Raw genomic sequence first — 14,924 nt, forward strand, 5'->3', positions numbered from 1 at the left:
CGCGCGTACTGGTATGACTGACACGTCACACGGTCGGACCGCTCGCGCCGACCACGCGTAACCTCGTGCCGGAGCATGATATTTTTTGGCATGGGTGTAGAGCTTGCCCGGCGGTCGTCTCCTCGGCGCGACCGGTTTGCCGTCGCGACCGGTGGTACCTCCCCGACGCTCACCTCGATTATCGACCGAATTTATTTATGGATATTTACATAGTTCCTATAAAATAGTCAACGAATCTCGATGATTCGGTCCCGTTTGACTCATATCTGAATAGTCGTTTTTGTCGCTGGGAATGGGCTCTTACAGGATGTCTGGGCTACAAGTGAGTCTGCGAATAATCTCGTCTACCCCTACTGCGTAAACGTGTCAGATATCTTGCCCCAAAATATATTCAATCTGTGATTTCGTCGATGAGTCCTCGGCCGCCCCGCGGGCGTCAGTCGTCGCCGGTCACGGCCCCCCTCACACCGCTTCGAGCGAGCGAGCGCCGCCGGGCGGTCCGGTAGAACCACAGCGATGCGACGCCGCCGCCGACGACGTTCGAGGCGGCGAACGCGACCCAGATGCCGCCGGGACCGAGGGCGCTCGCCCCCCACAGCGCGGCCGGAATTCGCACGACGCCGAGGGCGAGGATAACGATGAGCGACGCTGCTGTCGTCCGCCCCGCCCCGCGCAGTCCGCCGGTGAACACCCGCATCAGTCCGACGAATCCGAACGAGGGGGCAATCGTTCGGAGGAAGGAAACGCCGGCGTCGACGACGGTCGCGTCGGCCGCGAACAGGCCGACGAGCGGACGGGCGGCGACCCAGACGACGACGCCGCAGGCGCTCATGGCGCCGAACAGGAACGCCGCGGCGAAGCGGTTAGTCGCCGTCGCGCGGTCGGTCGCTCCCGCGCCGAGGTTCTGTCCCGTCATCGTCTCGACCGCGCTCGCGAACGCGACCGTCGGGAGGACGACGACCGAGAAGATGCGCGTCCCGACCCCGTAGCCGGCGACCACGCCGGTCGAAAACAGCCCGACGACGGCCAAGAGGAGGTTGATTGAGACCGCCCGTCCGGTCTCTTCGAGGGCGGTCGGCAGGCCGAGTCGGAACAGCCGCCTCGCGGCCGCGGCGCTCGGGACGAACTGTCCCGGTCGGAGCCGAAGCCCGCGTCGTCCGTCGAGGAGGATGCCGACGCCGACGACGGCCGCCAGCCCGCGACAGCACACCGTCGCTATCGCCGCCCCGCGGATGCCGAGTTCCGGCGCGCCCCACCAGCCGAAGATGAGAATCGGGTCGAGGACGACGTTGAGCGCGACCGACCCCGCCATGACGAGCATGGGCGTGACGGTGTCGCCGCGGCCCCGCATGAGCGAGATGAACGCGTAGAACGCGAACACGAACACCATCCCCAGCGAGACGATGCGCATGTAGGCGGTCGCGAGCGGGAGGACTGCGGGTGACGCGCCCATGAACGCGAGCACGTCGTCGACCGCGACGTAGGCGACAGCGCCGACGCCGACGGCCGCGATGGCCGCGTACGTGAGCGTCTGCGCCGCCGCCCGTTCCGCGTCGAGCGATTCGCCCGCGCCGGTGTGTTGGGCGACGAGAACGCTCCCGGCGATAGAGAGTCCCAGTCCCAGCGAGAGGAACAGGAACACCAGCGGGAACGCGAACGAGATGGCCGCCAGCGCCTCGGTGCTGTAGCGCCCCAGCCAGAGCGTGTCCGCGACGTTGTACGCCGTCTGGAGCAGGTTCGTGACGACGATGGGTGCCGCGAGGTAGCAAAGCGGCCTCGCGATGCCTCCCTCGGTCAACTCGAGTTCGGACGGTCCGACGAACAGGCCGTCGAGGCACGCTCGGAGCTTCGTCACGCGACCCATCAGTCGTATCGGTCGCGCCAGTAGCGCGCGAGTTCCGCGCAGGTCGTCAGCCACGTGTCGCCGGTCGAGAGCATCCGCTGGAGCAGGGACTCGAGCGCGTCGACGCGGCTCGCTCGGCCCACAATCTGCGGATGCATCGTCAAGACGAACAGCCGACCGCGCTCGCGAATGCCGTCGAACTCGGCTTCCCACGTGTCGAAGACGGGACCGTGCGGCGAGATACCCGACTGAAACTCGAACGTCGGACCCATGTTGAACCCCCAGTAGACGAAGTCGTCCAACAGGTAGTCGTTGGGAATCTCCACGAGGTCGCGGTCCTCGCGGAGGTACGGCATATCCGTGTCCTGCCACGAGGCGTCGTACAGCATCCCGGCGTCCTCGACGAGGTCGAGCGTCTGGTCGCGCATCCCGCCGACGGTCCGGTAGCCGACCGGGGGCTCGCCGGTGAGGTCTTCGACCACCTCGATGGTCCGCCGGAACTCGGTCGCCTCGCGCTCGGCGGACATCTCGCGGGGCGAGACGTGCGTGTAGCCGTGGTGGGCGATTTCGTGGCCGTGTTCGTGGAGGAGCTTCACCGCCTCGGGCCACTCTTCTGCGACCTTGCCGGGGACGAAGAACGTGCAGTTCACGTCGTACTTTTCGAACAGTTCGACGAGCCGCGGCACGCCGACTTCCGGCCCGTAGTCGCCGCGGTAGTCCAACCGGGCGAACTCCGGGTCGAGCGCGGCGGCCGCGCGCCACAGTTCGTTGGCGTCGAGGTCGAACGTGAACGTCGCCGCGGCGCAGTACTCGCCCCACGGGTCCGGCTTGTGGTTCGAATCGACGCGCGCGAACAGTTCGTCGCTCATCGGTCGCCTCTCGCGTCGCTCTCCGGGACCCGGTCTCCGTCCTCGATTCCCGCCCGCGTCGCCGGTTCGAGGTCGAAAAGCGCGTTCGAGACGGTCCCGTGGGCCGTCACCGCCGGCGGCGCGTGGTCGTCGTCGTAACCGTACTCCACGAGCCGATTCCGGTTCAGACAGAGCTTGTCGTACTCCGGTTTGAACAGGTCGAACAGCTCGAAGCGGTCTTCCAGTTCCGGGAACCGCTCGTGGTACCGCTCGATGCTCGCGCGGACCTGCCGCCACAGGCGTGTCTCGTCGTAGCCCTCGCGGCGCTCTAGTCGGTCGGCCACGTAGCGCAGGACGCAGACGAACAGCGTGCCGACGATGTGCTGGCACATCCCGTCCGGCGACTTCCGGTGGACGATGTCGTCGTGTTCGTACAGGTCGTCGGAGAGTCTGTCGAGTTCCGGCAGTCGCGTCTCGCTGACCGCGATTTCGTCCACGTAGTCCTTCACCGCCAGCCGGGTCGGCCGGCCGTCCCGAAGGACGAGCATCGTGTTCGTCCCGTGGGGCATGAACACCATCCCGTAGCGGTAGAGGTAGTGCAACAGCGGCGGCAGCAGCACGTCGAAGCAGTCGGCTAGCCACTCGTCGATGGAACAGCCGGCCCGCTCGGCGAGCGTGGAGACGACGGGCGTGCCGTCGGCGTCCTCGTGCATGAGCGCCGAGAGCGTGAGCACCTGCTCGTCGTCGTCGACGAGGGCTTCGACGCTCTCGCGCCACACCGCCCCGAGCAGTTCGTGGTACTGGTACGGCGCGTCGTCCAGTTGCGAGAACTCGGGGTGGTCGTAGTTGAGACTCGCAATCTCGCCCGGCAGCACCAACTCGCAGTCGTCGCGGAGGAACGGGTCGTCGTCGCGAATCGACTGCACGTACTCCGTGACCCGGGGCGCGGCGCGCGCCTGCTCGCCGGGCAGTCCCCGATAGACGATGGTGTTCAGCACGCGAATCGGGACCTTGACGTGCGGCTTTTCTGGGTCCGTGAGGTTCGTCAACGTCCGCACCGACTGCTGCGGGAGGTAGCTGTCGGGACCGGTCCCCAGCGGGACGATGTCGCCGGCCGCGATGTCCTTGGCGAACAGCTGCGCGACGGTGTTTTTCCACTGCCACTCGTGGACCGGGAGGTAGTAGTAGTCGTCGGGGTCGTGACCGCCGGCCCGGAGCGTCGCGTCGAACTCCGCCGCGGCCTCGCCGAGTTGCTGGGCCATCAGCGATTCGTACCGCAAGCCCTCGACGCTCCGAAAGTCGGCGCGGTCGCGGTGTGCAGCGACCCAGACGAGCGACTGCGGCGTCTTGCGCTCGGGGGCGTACGCCCGGTAGTCGTCGTAGCCGAAGCCGATACGACCCTTGTTGATGGTGAACCACGGGTGACCCTCCATCTCGCCTTCGACCGCGGCGTACGGCATGTCCAGTAGGCTCTCGTCGGCATCGGCCTTGCGGGCGTCGATGTGGGCGTCGGCGACCAGCGTGTTGTTGTACTCCCGGACGAGGTGACTCGCCGTCTCGGGGGCCACGCCGAGCGACCCCCGCGCGTCGAGGAGGAACTGGACGGGGTCGGTCGCGGGCCGCCAGCCCTCTCCGTCTCCGTTTCCGTTCGGGTTCTCGTCGGCGTCTTCGCTCTCCACCTCGCCGCCGACGTCTCCGTCCCGTCGCTCGATGCTGTCGGGGTCGACCCGGTAACTGTCGAACGGCCGCGATTGGGCCGCGAACCGGTAGACGACGCCGTCGTAGTCGAGCCGGTACCGGGTCCACTCGCCGTCGGTGCCGCGTGCTTCGGGGTTGATCAGCTCCTCGTACAGGAACTCCTCGAACAGCTTCGTGAGCAGGTCGCGGCTCACGTCCGCCCACCGGTCCGCGTCGAGCGCAGTCTGGAGCGTCTCCAGTCCGTCTATCTGTCCTGTGCGTCCTGTCCGTCCGTTCGTCCGCAGTTCCGGTCCGTTCATTCGTCTTCCTCCGCCGTCGATGCCGCCGCAGTCGCGCCGCCGGTCGTTTCGAGGAACCGCTCGACGGCGAAGTCCTGAAACACGGTGTCCTCGTCTTCGGGGTAGACCGTCCGGTCGCAGAGTCGGTTCACGATGTGCGCGTTGCGATAACAGCCGAGGCCGAGGTCGGGCGCGCCGACGCCGTGGGTGTGGCGTTCCGCGTTCTGGACGAAGATGCGCCCCGTCACGTCGTCGTCGAGGCGCAGTCGGTAGTCGTCGGTGACTCGGTAGCGACCCTCGTCGTCCCACTCGATGCGCGATTCGAGCGACGAGAGGAAACTCGGCGTCGGCCGGTGGTAACCAGTCCCGAGGACGACGACCTCGCTCTCGTGGGCGAACGGCGTCCCGGACTGCCACTGCTCGCAATCGAGGCGGTAGCGCGGCCCGTCGGGACCGGACACCCGCTCGATGCCCTCCACCGAGGTCATGGCGAACAGTCCAACGTCGGGGTCGCGGTCGCCGATGGAGCGACGGTAGAGCGCGTCGTATATCTCCGCGCTGGTGTTCACGTCGATGCCCTTGTACAGCAGGTCCTGTTCGGGGTACACCTCGTCGCGGGTCTCCTGCGGGAGGTCGTTGAAGTACGACGTGTACTCCGGCGTGAAGTGCTGGAGTCCGAGCTTCGAGTACTCCATCGGGAAGAACCCCTCCGAGCGCGTGAGCCAGTCGAGTCGGTAGTCCGCGTCGGCCTGCGCCTCCAAGAGGTCCAAGAACACCTCCGCGGCGCTCTGGCCCGACCCGACGACGGTTATCGAGTCGGCGTCGAGACACCGCTCTTTTCGGCTCCGGTACGCCGCGGTGTGGAACACGTCACGCTCGGGGTGTCCCCCCAGATTATCGGGGACGTGCGGCCGGCTTCCGACGCCGAACACCACGTCCTCGGCCCGGTAGCGGTGCTCCGCACCGCTTTCGGGGTGGCGGGCGGTCACCTCGAAGTAGCCGTCTTCGACCCACTCGACGTTCGTCACGCGGCGTTCGAACCGGCAGGCGTCGAGTCGCCGGCTGACCCAGCGCAGGTAGTCGTCGTACTCCCGCCGGGGAATCTGGAACGTCTCGTAGAAGTAGAACTCGTAGATGCGGCCGGTCTCCCGCAGGTAGTTGAGGTAGCTGTGGGGGTTCGTCGGGTCGGCCAGCGTCACGAGGTCCGCGAGGAACGGCACTTCGAGGGTCGTCCCCTCGATGAGCATCCCCTCGTGCCACGCGAACTCGGCGTCCTGTTCGAGGAACACCGCGTCCACGTCGTCGGGCGCGCCGTCGAGCATGGCGGCCAGCCCGAGGTTGAACGGCCCGAGGCCGACGCCGACCACGTCGTGGACGGGGGTGTCGCTCATCGCCCCACCTCCGTCTCCGCGTCGGCCGCGACGTCGACACACCTATCGGTGTCCCCGTCTGTGTTCGCGTCCGCGGGTTCCGCCACCGCGTCGAAGAACCGCTCGCGCTCGCAGTGCATCAACAGCGCCTCCTTGTCGGGGAGGTCGATGCGCCCCTGCGGCTCGTAGCCGCACCGCTCGAAGACGCGGATGGCGATTTCGTTGCGAACGTCCGGTTCGCTGACGACGCGACCCGCGTCGGTCGCGCGGAACTGAAACGCGGTAATCGCCCGCAGGAGGGGAACCGCGTAGCCGTGTCCGAGGTACTCCGGCGGCCCGATGAGTAGGTGGACGCCGCGGTCTTCGGGCTCCGCGTCGTAGCGCTCGCCGACCACGTCGTCGGCCGCGCGGTACGCCTCCCAGTAGCTCATCGGCGTGTGGTCCAACAGGCCGACGTAGGGCGTGAGGTGGTCGTCGCCGAGCTTCGAATCGAGCTTCGCCCGAAACGCCGCCTCCGGCAGGTCGAGTTGCCAGTACGGCTTGACGTGGTCGGAGCCGAACCACGCGCGGAGCCGGTCGAAATCGAGAGTCGGGTCGACCTCGGCGAACGCGACGGTCCGGTCGATACGCTCGTTTCGAACCCGATACGCGTACTCGCGGCCCGCGCCCGCTCGCGCCGCCACGGTCGCGGTCGCCGAGTCGGCGTTCGAGCCGGTCATGGCGTCGGCACCTCCAGTTCCGTGACCAGCGGGTTGTCGATGTCCGCGTACACCGACTGGTTCGCCAGCGAGCCCTCCAGTTCGTCCATGTCGTGGAACCGCGTGAGTAGGTTCGCCTTGCAGGGAATCGTCTCCCTGGTGAGGAGGTCGTCGAGCAGCGACGACGACGGCCGGTCGTACCGGCGGAGCGATTCGAGTTCCTCGCGGAGGACGCCCAAGAGGCGTCGCTCGTCGACCAGTCCGGCCGTGCCGAAGGCGTTGACGAGGCCGAGGGCGTTGTTGATGATGACGTAGTACCGGATGCGCTCGTCGGCGACGGCGTCCGGGCAGACGGTGTCGGCGCGCTCGCCGATGCCGGGCAGGAGCGCGTCCACCTCGTCGTACGTCGACTCGGGGAGGTAGTAGCCCTGATTGTCGCGGTAGCGGAACGTCTCGGGATAGCCGCCGTCGAGCGTCAGGACGCTGTTCTGCTGGTGGGCTTCGACGCCCAGTCCGCGTTCGAGATAGAGCCACAGCACCGGCCGAACCGACAGTTCGAGGTACTGGCGGAACCAGTCTTCAGCCACCGCATCGGTCGGTCTGCCCTCGTGCTCGGCGATTCCCTCGACGAGCGTCGCCAGCCGCGACGACCCGTCGCCGCGGTGGTCCTGACAGAGGCCGACCACGGGCGTCGCGTTCGCCGCCGCGTTGCCGCGGAAGGGGTTCTCGCGGAGGACGGTCTCGAAGCCGGACTCGCCGTCGCCGAGGTCGACCGTCAGGTACGCCGGGTCGCGGACGACGTCGAACGCCGGGAACCGCTCTTCGAGGTCGTCGCCGAGTTCGGTGTCCAGCAGTTCGGTGACGGCGACGCCGCGCTCCAGTTCGGGGAGTTTGTTCGTCCGCTCGGAGTTGGTGATTTTGACGTTCAGCGAGCCTTTGACCATGAACGGCGCGTCCGGCGAGTACAGCGTCCGAACCGAGGAGGTCGGGTAGAACTCTCTGCCGACCTGGCCGACGTATTCGAGGCCGTCCCCGAGGTGCGCCTGCACTTCGGGTTGCGCGCGGAGGTAGTCCGCCTGCCACGGGTGGACGGGAATCAGCACCTCGTCGGCGTCGACGCGTTCGGCGACGAACGACTCGGGGACCGACTCGTCCGCTCGGAGCGCCGACGCGACCCACTCGGCCGCCGACTCGCCGCGCGCGGAGTCCTGCGAGACGAGCGAGGGGTCGGCGCTGAAGTACGCCAGCGGGAACGACCCGCGGAGTTCGGGCGCGTAGGTCCGCGACTCGTGGTCGGGGATGCCCTGTCTGCTCTTCGGCGTCGGGTGTAGCGGGTGGCCGAACACGAGCGACTGCTCGGCGTCGCGGAAGGTGGTGTCGAAGCCGTAGAGTCGCTCCTCGTCGCCGCGGCGGGCCTCGACGAACCGCTCGATGTTCTGACAACTCTTGACGACTCGCAAGAGGAGTTCGTCGGCCGCGCCGGTGTCGCCGCGGTCGAGTCTGAGTTCGGTCGTGACGAGCGTCACGAGCATCGTGTACTCGAGCGGGAGCGTTTCGCCCCGGGGAAGCCGGTAGACGCCGGGGAGGTCGAACAGGTGGCGGTCCGTCGGCGACCGGTACGAAAGCGGGACGTAGAGGTCGACGCCCTGGTGGAACAGCGGCGCGTGGACGACTTCGTCGGCGTCCGTCTCGACCGGTGCGTCCCCGGCGGGGACGACGGTGTAGTCGCGCGTCTCCCGGAGGTAGCAGTTCAGGAAGCTGTGCATCGTCGCTGACTCGGCCGTGTCGTTCGGATTCATGCGTGTCGGTCGTCGGTCGTCGTTTCGAGTGCGGTGCCGCGGGTCGAAATCTCGCGCAGGAGTTCTCGGAGGTCCTCGCGCGTCGTTCGAGGGTTCAGGAGCGTCAGCTTCAAGCACGTCTCGCCGTCGACGGTGGTCCGGGCCACCACGGCCTCGCCGTCGTCGAGAAGGGAGTCGCGGATAGCTTCGTTCACCTCGTCGGCGCTGCGTCTGTCGGGGTCATCGTCCCGTCCGTCGCCGGGGACGTACCGGAAGACGACGACGTTCAGTTCGGAGTCGTGGACGAGGCGGAGGTCGGGGTCGGCCTCGACGAGCCTCGCGGCGTCGTCGGCGAGGTCGATGGTGTACTCGACCATCGACGCCAGCCCCTCGCGGCCGAGCGCCTGCATCGTGACGAAGGGTTTGAGCGCGTCGAACCGCCGGGTCGTCTGGACGGACTTCGAGACGAGATTCGGTACGCCCGCGTCGTCGTCGCGCTCCGGGTTCAGGTAGGCCGCGTTGCGGTCGATGAGGTCGTACGCCGATTCGTCGCGCACGAGGACCGCGCCGCAGCTAATCGGCTGGTAGAACAGCTTGTGGAAGTCGACCGCGACGGAGTCCGCGGCCTCGACGCCCGCGAGTTTGTCGGCGTGGTCGTCGCTCAGTGCGAGCGCACCGCCCCACGCGGCGTCGACGTGGTACCAGCAGTCGAGTTCGGCCGCGCGGTCGGCCAGCGGCCCCAGCGGGTCGATGCTGCCGAAGTCCGTCGTCCCGGCGGTCGCGACGATTGCGAACGGGCGCTTTCCGCGCTCGCGGAGGTCAGCGATCGCCTCGTCGAACGCTTCCATCGACAGGCGGCGGTCGTCGTCGGTCGGGACGGTGACGACGGCGTTCTCGCCGAGACCGAGGTGCGAGGCGGCCTGCTTGGCGGTGAAGTGGGCGTCGGCCGAACAGAGGATTCGGAGGTCCCTCGCTTCCGGCGGGAGGCCGGCCTGTTGCACGTCGACGCCGTACTCCTCCAAAATGGCCTTGTTGCGGGCGAGGAGTAGGCCGACGAAGTTCGACTGCGTGCCGCCGCTGGTGAACACGCCGTCGCCGTCCTCGTAGCCGAACAGCTCGCACAGCTCGTCGACGAACCGCCGTTCGAGCTGCGTCGCGGCGGGGCTCTGGTCCCACGAGTCCATCGACTGGTTCGTCGCCGTCAGGAGCACCTCGGCCGCGAGCGCCGGAATCGTCGGCGGACACTGGAGGTGCGCGACGCAGGTCGGGTCCGAGACGCCGACGGAGTTTCGCAGAATCGGCTCGGTGCGGTCGAGCGCCGCGGCCACGCCGTCGCCCTCGTGGGGCAACATCTCCAACCGGGCGAGCGCGTCGTCGAGCTTCTCGGGCGTCGCCCCCGAGTACGGCGTCGCCTCGTCGGCGAACTCGTCGAGGACGAGGTCGCACGCCCGGCGAATCGCGTCCCGGTAGCGCGCTCGGTCGTCGCCGTCGCCGCTCAGGAACCACTTCGCGGCGTCCGGTCGCGGGTCGCGCCGCTCGCCGACGCCGTCGACGCCGCCGACGCCGTTCATGCGGCGACCTCCCGCCGGCCGTCGGAGCCGACTTCCTCGACCGCGGCCTCGACGGCGTCCGCGAAGATGCTCCCGATGGCGTCCACGTCGCTCGGCGTGACGACGAGCGGCGGGAGGAACCGGACGACGCTTCCGTGGCGGCCGCCGAGTTCGACGATGAGTCCGCGGTCGAAACACGCCGCGCGGACGGCGTCGGCGAGGTCCGGATGCGTCGGGAAGCGCCCGCAGGCGTCGGGCGCTCCCGCGGGGTCGACGAGTTCGACCCCGAGCATCAGCCCGCGACCGCGCACGTCGCCGACGGCGTCGTGAGCGCGCTTCGTCGCGTCGAGGTGGCCGCGGAGTCGGTCGCCCATGCGCGCGGCGTGGTCGTCGAGGTCGTGTTCGAGCACGTGTTCGATGGTGGCGATGCCGGCGGCCATCGCGAGTTGGTTCCCCCGGAAGGTCCCGGCGTGCGCGCCCGGCTCCCAGACGTCGAGCGACTCGTCGTAGACGACGACCGAAAGCGGGAGCGACCCGCCGATGGCCTTCGAGAGCGTGACCGCGTCGGGGACGATATCGGCGTGCTGGAAGGCGTACAGCTCGCCGGTCCGGCCGAGGCCGGTCTGAATTTCGTCCACGACGAGCGGGATGTCGCGCTCGCGGGTCATCCGCCGAATCTCGCGGGTCCAGTCGTCGGGCGCGGGAATCGCGCCGCCCTCGCCCTGCACGAGTTCGACCACCATCCCGGCGGGGTCCGTGATGCCGCTTTCGGGGTCGTCGAGGGTGCGTTCGACGTACCGGGCGGCGAGTTCGTGACACTCCTCGCCGCCGACGCCGAACGGACACCGATACTCGTACGGATACGGCAGGTGGTGTACGTCGGGCATCAGTCCCGGCACGTCCTCCTTCGGGTCGGTGTCGCCCATCAGGCTCAGCGCGCCGTTGGTCATGCCGTGGTAGCCGCCCTGAAACCCGAGGACGCTCCGGTTGCCCGTCGCGGTCTTGACGAGTTTGAGCGCGGCCTCGACGGCGTCGGTCCCGGCGGGGCTACAGAACTGCACCCGCGCGTTGTCGGCGAACTCGTCGGGGAGGCTGTCGAACAGCGTGTCGACGAACCGCTCCTTGACGGGCGTCGTGATGTCGAGGGTGTGGAGCGGGCGGTCCTCTGCGAGGACGCGCTCCATCGATTCGATCACCTTCGGGTGGTTGTGCCCGAGGGCGAGCGTGCCGGCCCCCGCGAGGCAGTCGTAGTACTCCTCGCCGTCCATGTCGGTGACGGTGACGCCCGAGGCCTCCCGTATCGCGTGCGGGAGGTGCCGAGGGTAGGTCCGCGCGCTCGACTCGCGGGCGGCCTGCTGTTCGAGCAACGCCTCGTTGCCGGCCGTTGCGTCGGTCATCGGGCTGTCCTCCGTCGGTTCGTCGTCGGTCTGTCGCTGTCGAGCATACAGTTTTAGGCTAGCCTAAAAATACAAAAAGTTTACTGCAGGAACGACCTGTCTGAATAATAACGGGACAGCGCGGCCGCTACGCGGTCGCCGCGGAGCGTCCGCGACGAGCCGCCTTCCCCCGCTTTCGGCGGTTTTCGTCCGCACGCCGGCCGCGTCGGGTCGAGTCGGACGCTCGGGCTCGCGTCGGCCGCTCGCGTCGCCGCCGCGTTAGCTCAGCGCTCCCCGTCGAACGCCGTCACCAGCGGGTTGTCGACCTCGACGAAAAGCGGCGCGTCGTCGAGGGAGTCGTCCAGTTCGTCGATGTCGTGGAACCGCGTCAGGAGGTTCGACTGGCGGGTCAGCGTCGGCTCGGCGAGCAACTGGTCGAGGAGCGACGACCCCGGTGCGTCGACCTCGCGGAGCGATTCGAGTTCCTCGCGGAGCACCGCGAGCAGTCGCCGCTCGTCGACCAGCCCGCTCCGCCCGAGCGCGCTGACGACGCCGAGCGCGTTGTTGAGAACCGTCCAGTATATCATGCGCTGGTCCGCGATGTCGTCGCCGCAGACGGTGTCCGTGCGCTCGCCGACGCCGGGGAGGAAGTCGTCGAGTCGGTCGTACCGCGACTCGGGGAAGTAGTAGCCCTGATTGTCGCGGTAGCGGAACGCGGTCGGATAGCCGTCTTCCAACAGGACGACGCTGTTCTGCTGGTGGGCCTCGACGCCGAAGCCGTACCGGAGGTAGAGCCACAGCACCGGCCGGACCCCGACCGAGAGGTACCGCCGAAACCACGACTCGGCGACCGCGCCCGCCGACCGCCCCTCGCGTTCTGCGAGCGTCTCGACAATCGTCCCGAGTCGGGAGCGACCGCCGCCGATGGGGTTCTGACAGAGCGCCACTACGGGCGTCGCGTTCGTCGCCGCGTCGCCGCGGAAGGGGTTCTCGCGGAGGACGGTCTCGAAGCCGGACTCGCCGTCGCCGAGGTCGACGGTGACGTAGGCCGGGTCGTCGATGAGATCGAACTCGGGGAACTCGGCGTCGATAACGTCGCGGAGGCCGGCGTCGAGCAGCTCGCTGACGGCGACGCCGCGGACCAGTTCGTGCCGCTTGTTGACCCGCGCGGAGTTGGTGATTTTGACGTTCAGCGAGCCTTTGACCATGAACGGTGCGTCCGGCGAGTACAGCGTCCGAACCGAGGAGGTCGGGTAGAACTCCCTGCCGACCTCGCCGAGCGACTCGATACCGTCGCCGAGGCGCACTCGAACCGCCGGCTGTGCGAGGAGGTAGTCGGCCTGCCACGGATGGACCGGGACGAGTCCGTCGTCGGTGTCGCCGTCGACGTGTTCGGCGACGAACGACTCGGGCACCGACTCGTCCGCCCGGAGCGCGTCGGCTATCCACGCCGGGGCGCTCCGGTCGAGCGTCGAGTCGTGGTCGAGGAGGTCGGCCGCGACCCGGAAGTAGTGGAGCCGGAACGACCCGCGTAGCTCCGGGGCGAACCGCGGTTCGTCGTGCGGCGCGATGCCCTGCCTGCTCTTGGGCGTCGGGTGTCTGTGGTGGCCGAAGACGAGTGACTGCTCGGCGTCGCGGAACGTCGTCTCGAAGCCGTAGAGTCGCTCCTCGTCGCCGCGGCGGGCCTCGACCGCCCGGGCGGTGTTCCGACAGCTCTCGACGACCCGGAGGAGCAGTTCGTCCACCGCACCCGGCGCGTCGCGGGCGAGCGACAGCTCTTCGAGGAGCAATCGCGCAAGTCGGAGGTAGTCGAGGTCGACGGCCCGGCCGTCCGGGAGGACGGAGACGCCGGGGCCGCCGAACAGGTGTCGGTCCCCGGCGGAATAGTACGAAAGCGGCACGAACACCTCGATTCCCTGCTCCGGAAGCGGGAGTCGAACTCCTCGTTTACAGTCGGTCACAAGCGGCGTTTCGGCCGCGTTGACGACCTCGTGACCGCCGATTTCGTGGAGGTAGCAGTTGAGGAAACTGTGCAACGTCGCTGACGCGGCGCGGTCGTCCGGGGCCACGTCGGCATCCGGTGTCCGCCCGACATCTCGGCTTGTCGCCATGTGTTTTAGGCTAGCCTAAAAACATATAAGAATTCTGGCGGAATGCGCCGCTCGACGGCGGAGCGAAACGGGAAAAGCGGGGCCGCGAAGCGGGACCGAACTACAGGTCGCCGTTGACGATGTCGCTGACGCGCTGGGCGTCGAACAGGCGCTCGTCGGCGTCGTACAGCGTCTGCGCGAGGCGGTCAGTCACGACGAGGTTCGTGATAGGGCCCTGGTAGAGCGCGCCGGCGCGGTAGACGTCGTCGTTCTTGACCGCGGTGAGTTCGCTCGCGACTTCGTGGCTCTCCATGAACGAGATGACCGTGTTCTGGAACTCCTCGCGGGTCTTGGCCTCCTGTCCGCGCAGGAGAAGCACTTCGGGGTCGACCTCCAGGAGCGTCTCGAAGTCGACTGCGCCGCGGTTGCTGTAGAAGTCCTTCACGTCGGTCGTCGCGAGCGCGTCGTTGACCTTCAGGTCGTTGAGGTGCTTGAAGCTCGTCCCCTCGTCGATGATGTAGGGGTAGAACTCCTCGGGCTCGTCGCCGCCGCCCCAGACGACGGCGGCCGAGGGTCGTTCGCCCTGCGCGGGGACGACCGGCGCGAGGTTCGCCTGGAACTCCTCGTGGACCTGTTCGAACGCCTCGAAGCGGTCCTCGCGCTGGAACACCTGCGCGAGCTTCTCGAACGCCTCGTAGAGGCTGTAGTAGCGGTAGTCCTCGTGCCACGCGTAGCCGCGCGAGAAGATGCTGTTGCCGAAGAACGGACCGACTTGGGTGCTGATCTCCTCGATATCGCCCTCGCTCCACTGGCCGCGGTTCAGGAGGAAGTTCGGGTCGGCGATGTGCACGTCCGCGTTCATGTCGTAGAACTGCTCTTTGCCGACGCCGCTGTCGCCCCACAGCTGACGGATGGACGACTTGTCGACGCTCACGTCCGGAATCTCGTCGTAGTACTGCGTGTGGTACCGGCCGGGGAGCCAGACGCCCATCGGCGCGTCGAGGCCGAGCGCGACGCCCATGTCGGCCCAACTGCCGTTGTTCGCGACCCACGTCTCCGGGACCGAGTCGAACGTGACCTCGCCGACCGGCTCTATCGACACCGAGTAGGATTCCGACGCCTCGGTCGTCGTCTCGGTTTCCGTCTCCGTCTCTGTCGCCGTCTCGGTCGCCGTCGCCGTGGTCGTCTCGGACTCCGTCGTCGTCGTCTCCGACCCGCCGCCACCGGTACAGCCGGCGAGCAGACCGCCCGCGACGACCGCGCCGCCGTACTGCAGGTACTCGCGCCGCGTCGATTCTCGACCGCTGTGTCCGTCGTTTGCCATGTATTTTAGGCTTCCCTAAATGCTTAAAACGTCTTCGAAATTTAGGCGAGCCTAACTCCCCCGTGTGGGAC

The 14,924-nt window shown here is 68.0% G+C and carries 10 protein-coding genes; all 10 read right to left on the reverse strand.

All coding sequences use genetic code 11. The features are described 5' to 3' along the window. Positions 1-436: 436 nt before the first annotated feature. The 10 genes from C5B91_RS16240 to C5B91_RS16285 all read right to left on the reverse strand — a co-directional run bounded on the left by C5B91_RS16240 (position 437) and on the right by C5B91_RS16285 (position 14,853). Complete coding sequence (locus C5B91_RS16240) at positions 437-1,864, reverse strand: MATE family efflux transporter (RefSeq protein WP_049968729.1); 1,428 nt, start codon at positions 1,862-1,864, stop codon at positions 437-439. After that, positions 1,864-2,712, reverse strand: coding sequence for a polysaccharide deacetylase (locus tag C5B91_RS16245; protein ID WP_049968728.1), 849 nt, complete (start codon positions 2,710-2,712; stop codon positions 1,864-1,866). The genes C5B91_RS16240 and C5B91_RS16245 overlap by 1 nt, the downstream gene beginning before the upstream one ends. Beyond that, entirely contained in the window at positions 2,709-4,688 is a 1,980-nt protein-coding gene (locus C5B91_RS16250) for an IucA/IucC family siderophore biosynthesis protein (protein ID WP_115820066.1), read from the reverse strand. The genes C5B91_RS16245 and C5B91_RS16250 overlap by 4 nt, the downstream gene beginning before the upstream one ends. Continuing rightward, positions 4,685-6,058, reverse strand: a complete 1,374-nt coding sequence (locus C5B91_RS16255) for a lysine N(6)-hydroxylase/L-ornithine N(5)-oxygenase family protein (RefSeq protein ID WP_115805599.1) — start codon at positions 6,056-6,058, stop codon at positions 4,685-4,687. Before C5B91_RS16255 ends, C5B91_RS16250 begins: the two co-directional genes overlap by 4 nt. Continuing rightward, a complete protein-coding gene (locus tag C5B91_RS16260; protein ID WP_049968725.1) occupies positions 6,055-6,756 on the reverse strand; it encodes a GNAT family N-acetyltransferase in 702 nt (233 codons plus the stop codon). Before C5B91_RS16260 ends, C5B91_RS16255 begins: the two co-directional genes overlap by 4 nt. Next, positions 6,753-8,534: an IucA/IucC family siderophore biosynthesis protein gene (locus tag C5B91_RS16265; RefSeq protein ID WP_115820065.1), complete on the reverse strand. Its 1,782-nt coding sequence runs from the start codon at positions 8,532-8,534 to the stop codon at positions 6,753-6,755. Before C5B91_RS16265 ends, C5B91_RS16260 begins: the two co-directional genes overlap by 4 nt. Next, positions 8,531-10,084: an aspartate aminotransferase family protein gene (locus C5B91_RS16270; protein ID WP_115820064.1), complete on the reverse strand. Its 1,554-nt coding sequence runs from the start codon at positions 10,082-10,084 to the stop codon at positions 8,531-8,533. The genes C5B91_RS16265 and C5B91_RS16270 overlap by 4 nt, the downstream gene beginning before the upstream one ends. Further along, positions 10,081-11,511, reverse strand: coding sequence for a diaminobutyrate--2-oxoglutarate transaminase (locus C5B91_RS16275; protein WP_255563891.1), 1,431 nt, complete (start codon positions 11,509-11,511; stop codon positions 10,081-10,083). The genes C5B91_RS16270 and C5B91_RS16275 overlap by 4 nt, the downstream gene beginning before the upstream one ends. A 212-nt stretch (positions 11,512-11,723) precedes the next feature. Further along, positions 11,724-13,508: an IucA/IucC family siderophore biosynthesis protein gene (locus C5B91_RS16280; protein ID WP_115820063.1), complete on the reverse strand. Its 1,785-nt coding sequence runs from the start codon at positions 13,506-13,508 to the stop codon at positions 11,724-11,726. A 142-nt stretch (positions 13,509-13,650) separates the two neighbouring features. Then, positions 13,651-14,853 (reverse strand): ABC transporter substrate-binding protein, encoded by a 1,203-nt coding sequence (locus C5B91_RS16285; RefSeq protein ID WP_008097018.1) that lies wholly within the window; start codon positions 14,851-14,853, stop codon positions 13,651-13,653. Between the last annotated feature and the right edge of the window lie 71 nt (positions 14,854-14,924).

The organism is Haloferax sp. Atlit-10N (assembly GCF_003586325.1).
GTDB classification, from domain to species: Archaea; Halobacteriota; Halobacteria; order Halobacteriales; family Haloferacaceae; genus Haloferax; species Haloferax prahovense.

Coding starts and splice junctions, on each gene's coding strand:
- C5B91_RS16240 (WP_049968729.1), bottom strand. CDS start 1,864: ATGGGTCGCGTGACGAAGCTCCGAGCGTGCCTCGACGGCCTGTTCGTC.
- C5B91_RS16270 (WP_115820064.1), bottom strand. CDS start 10,084: ATGAACGGCGTCGGCGGCGTCGACGGCGTCGGCGAGCGGCGCGACCCG.
- C5B91_RS16285 (WP_008097018.1), bottom strand. CDS start 14,853: ATGGCAAACGACGGACACAGCGGTCGAGAATCGACGCGGCGCGAGTAC.
- C5B91_RS16265 (WP_115820065.1), bottom strand. CDS start 8,534: ATGAATCCGAACGACACGGCCGAGTCAGCGACGATGCACAGCTTCCTG.
- C5B91_RS16260 (WP_049968725.1), bottom strand. CDS start 6,756: ATGACCGGCTCGAACGCCGACTCGGCGACCGCGACCGTGGCGGCGCGA.
- C5B91_RS16250 (WP_115820066.1), bottom strand. CDS start 4,688: ATGAACGGACCGGAACTGCGGACGAACGGACGGACAGGACGCACAGGA.
- C5B91_RS16255 (WP_115805599.1), bottom strand. CDS start 6,058: ATGAGCGACACCCCCGTCCACGACGTGGTCGGCGTCGGCCTCGGGCCG.
- C5B91_RS16245 (WP_049968728.1), bottom strand. CDS start 2,712: ATGAGCGACGAACTGTTCGCGCGCGTCGATTCGAACCACAAGCCGGAC.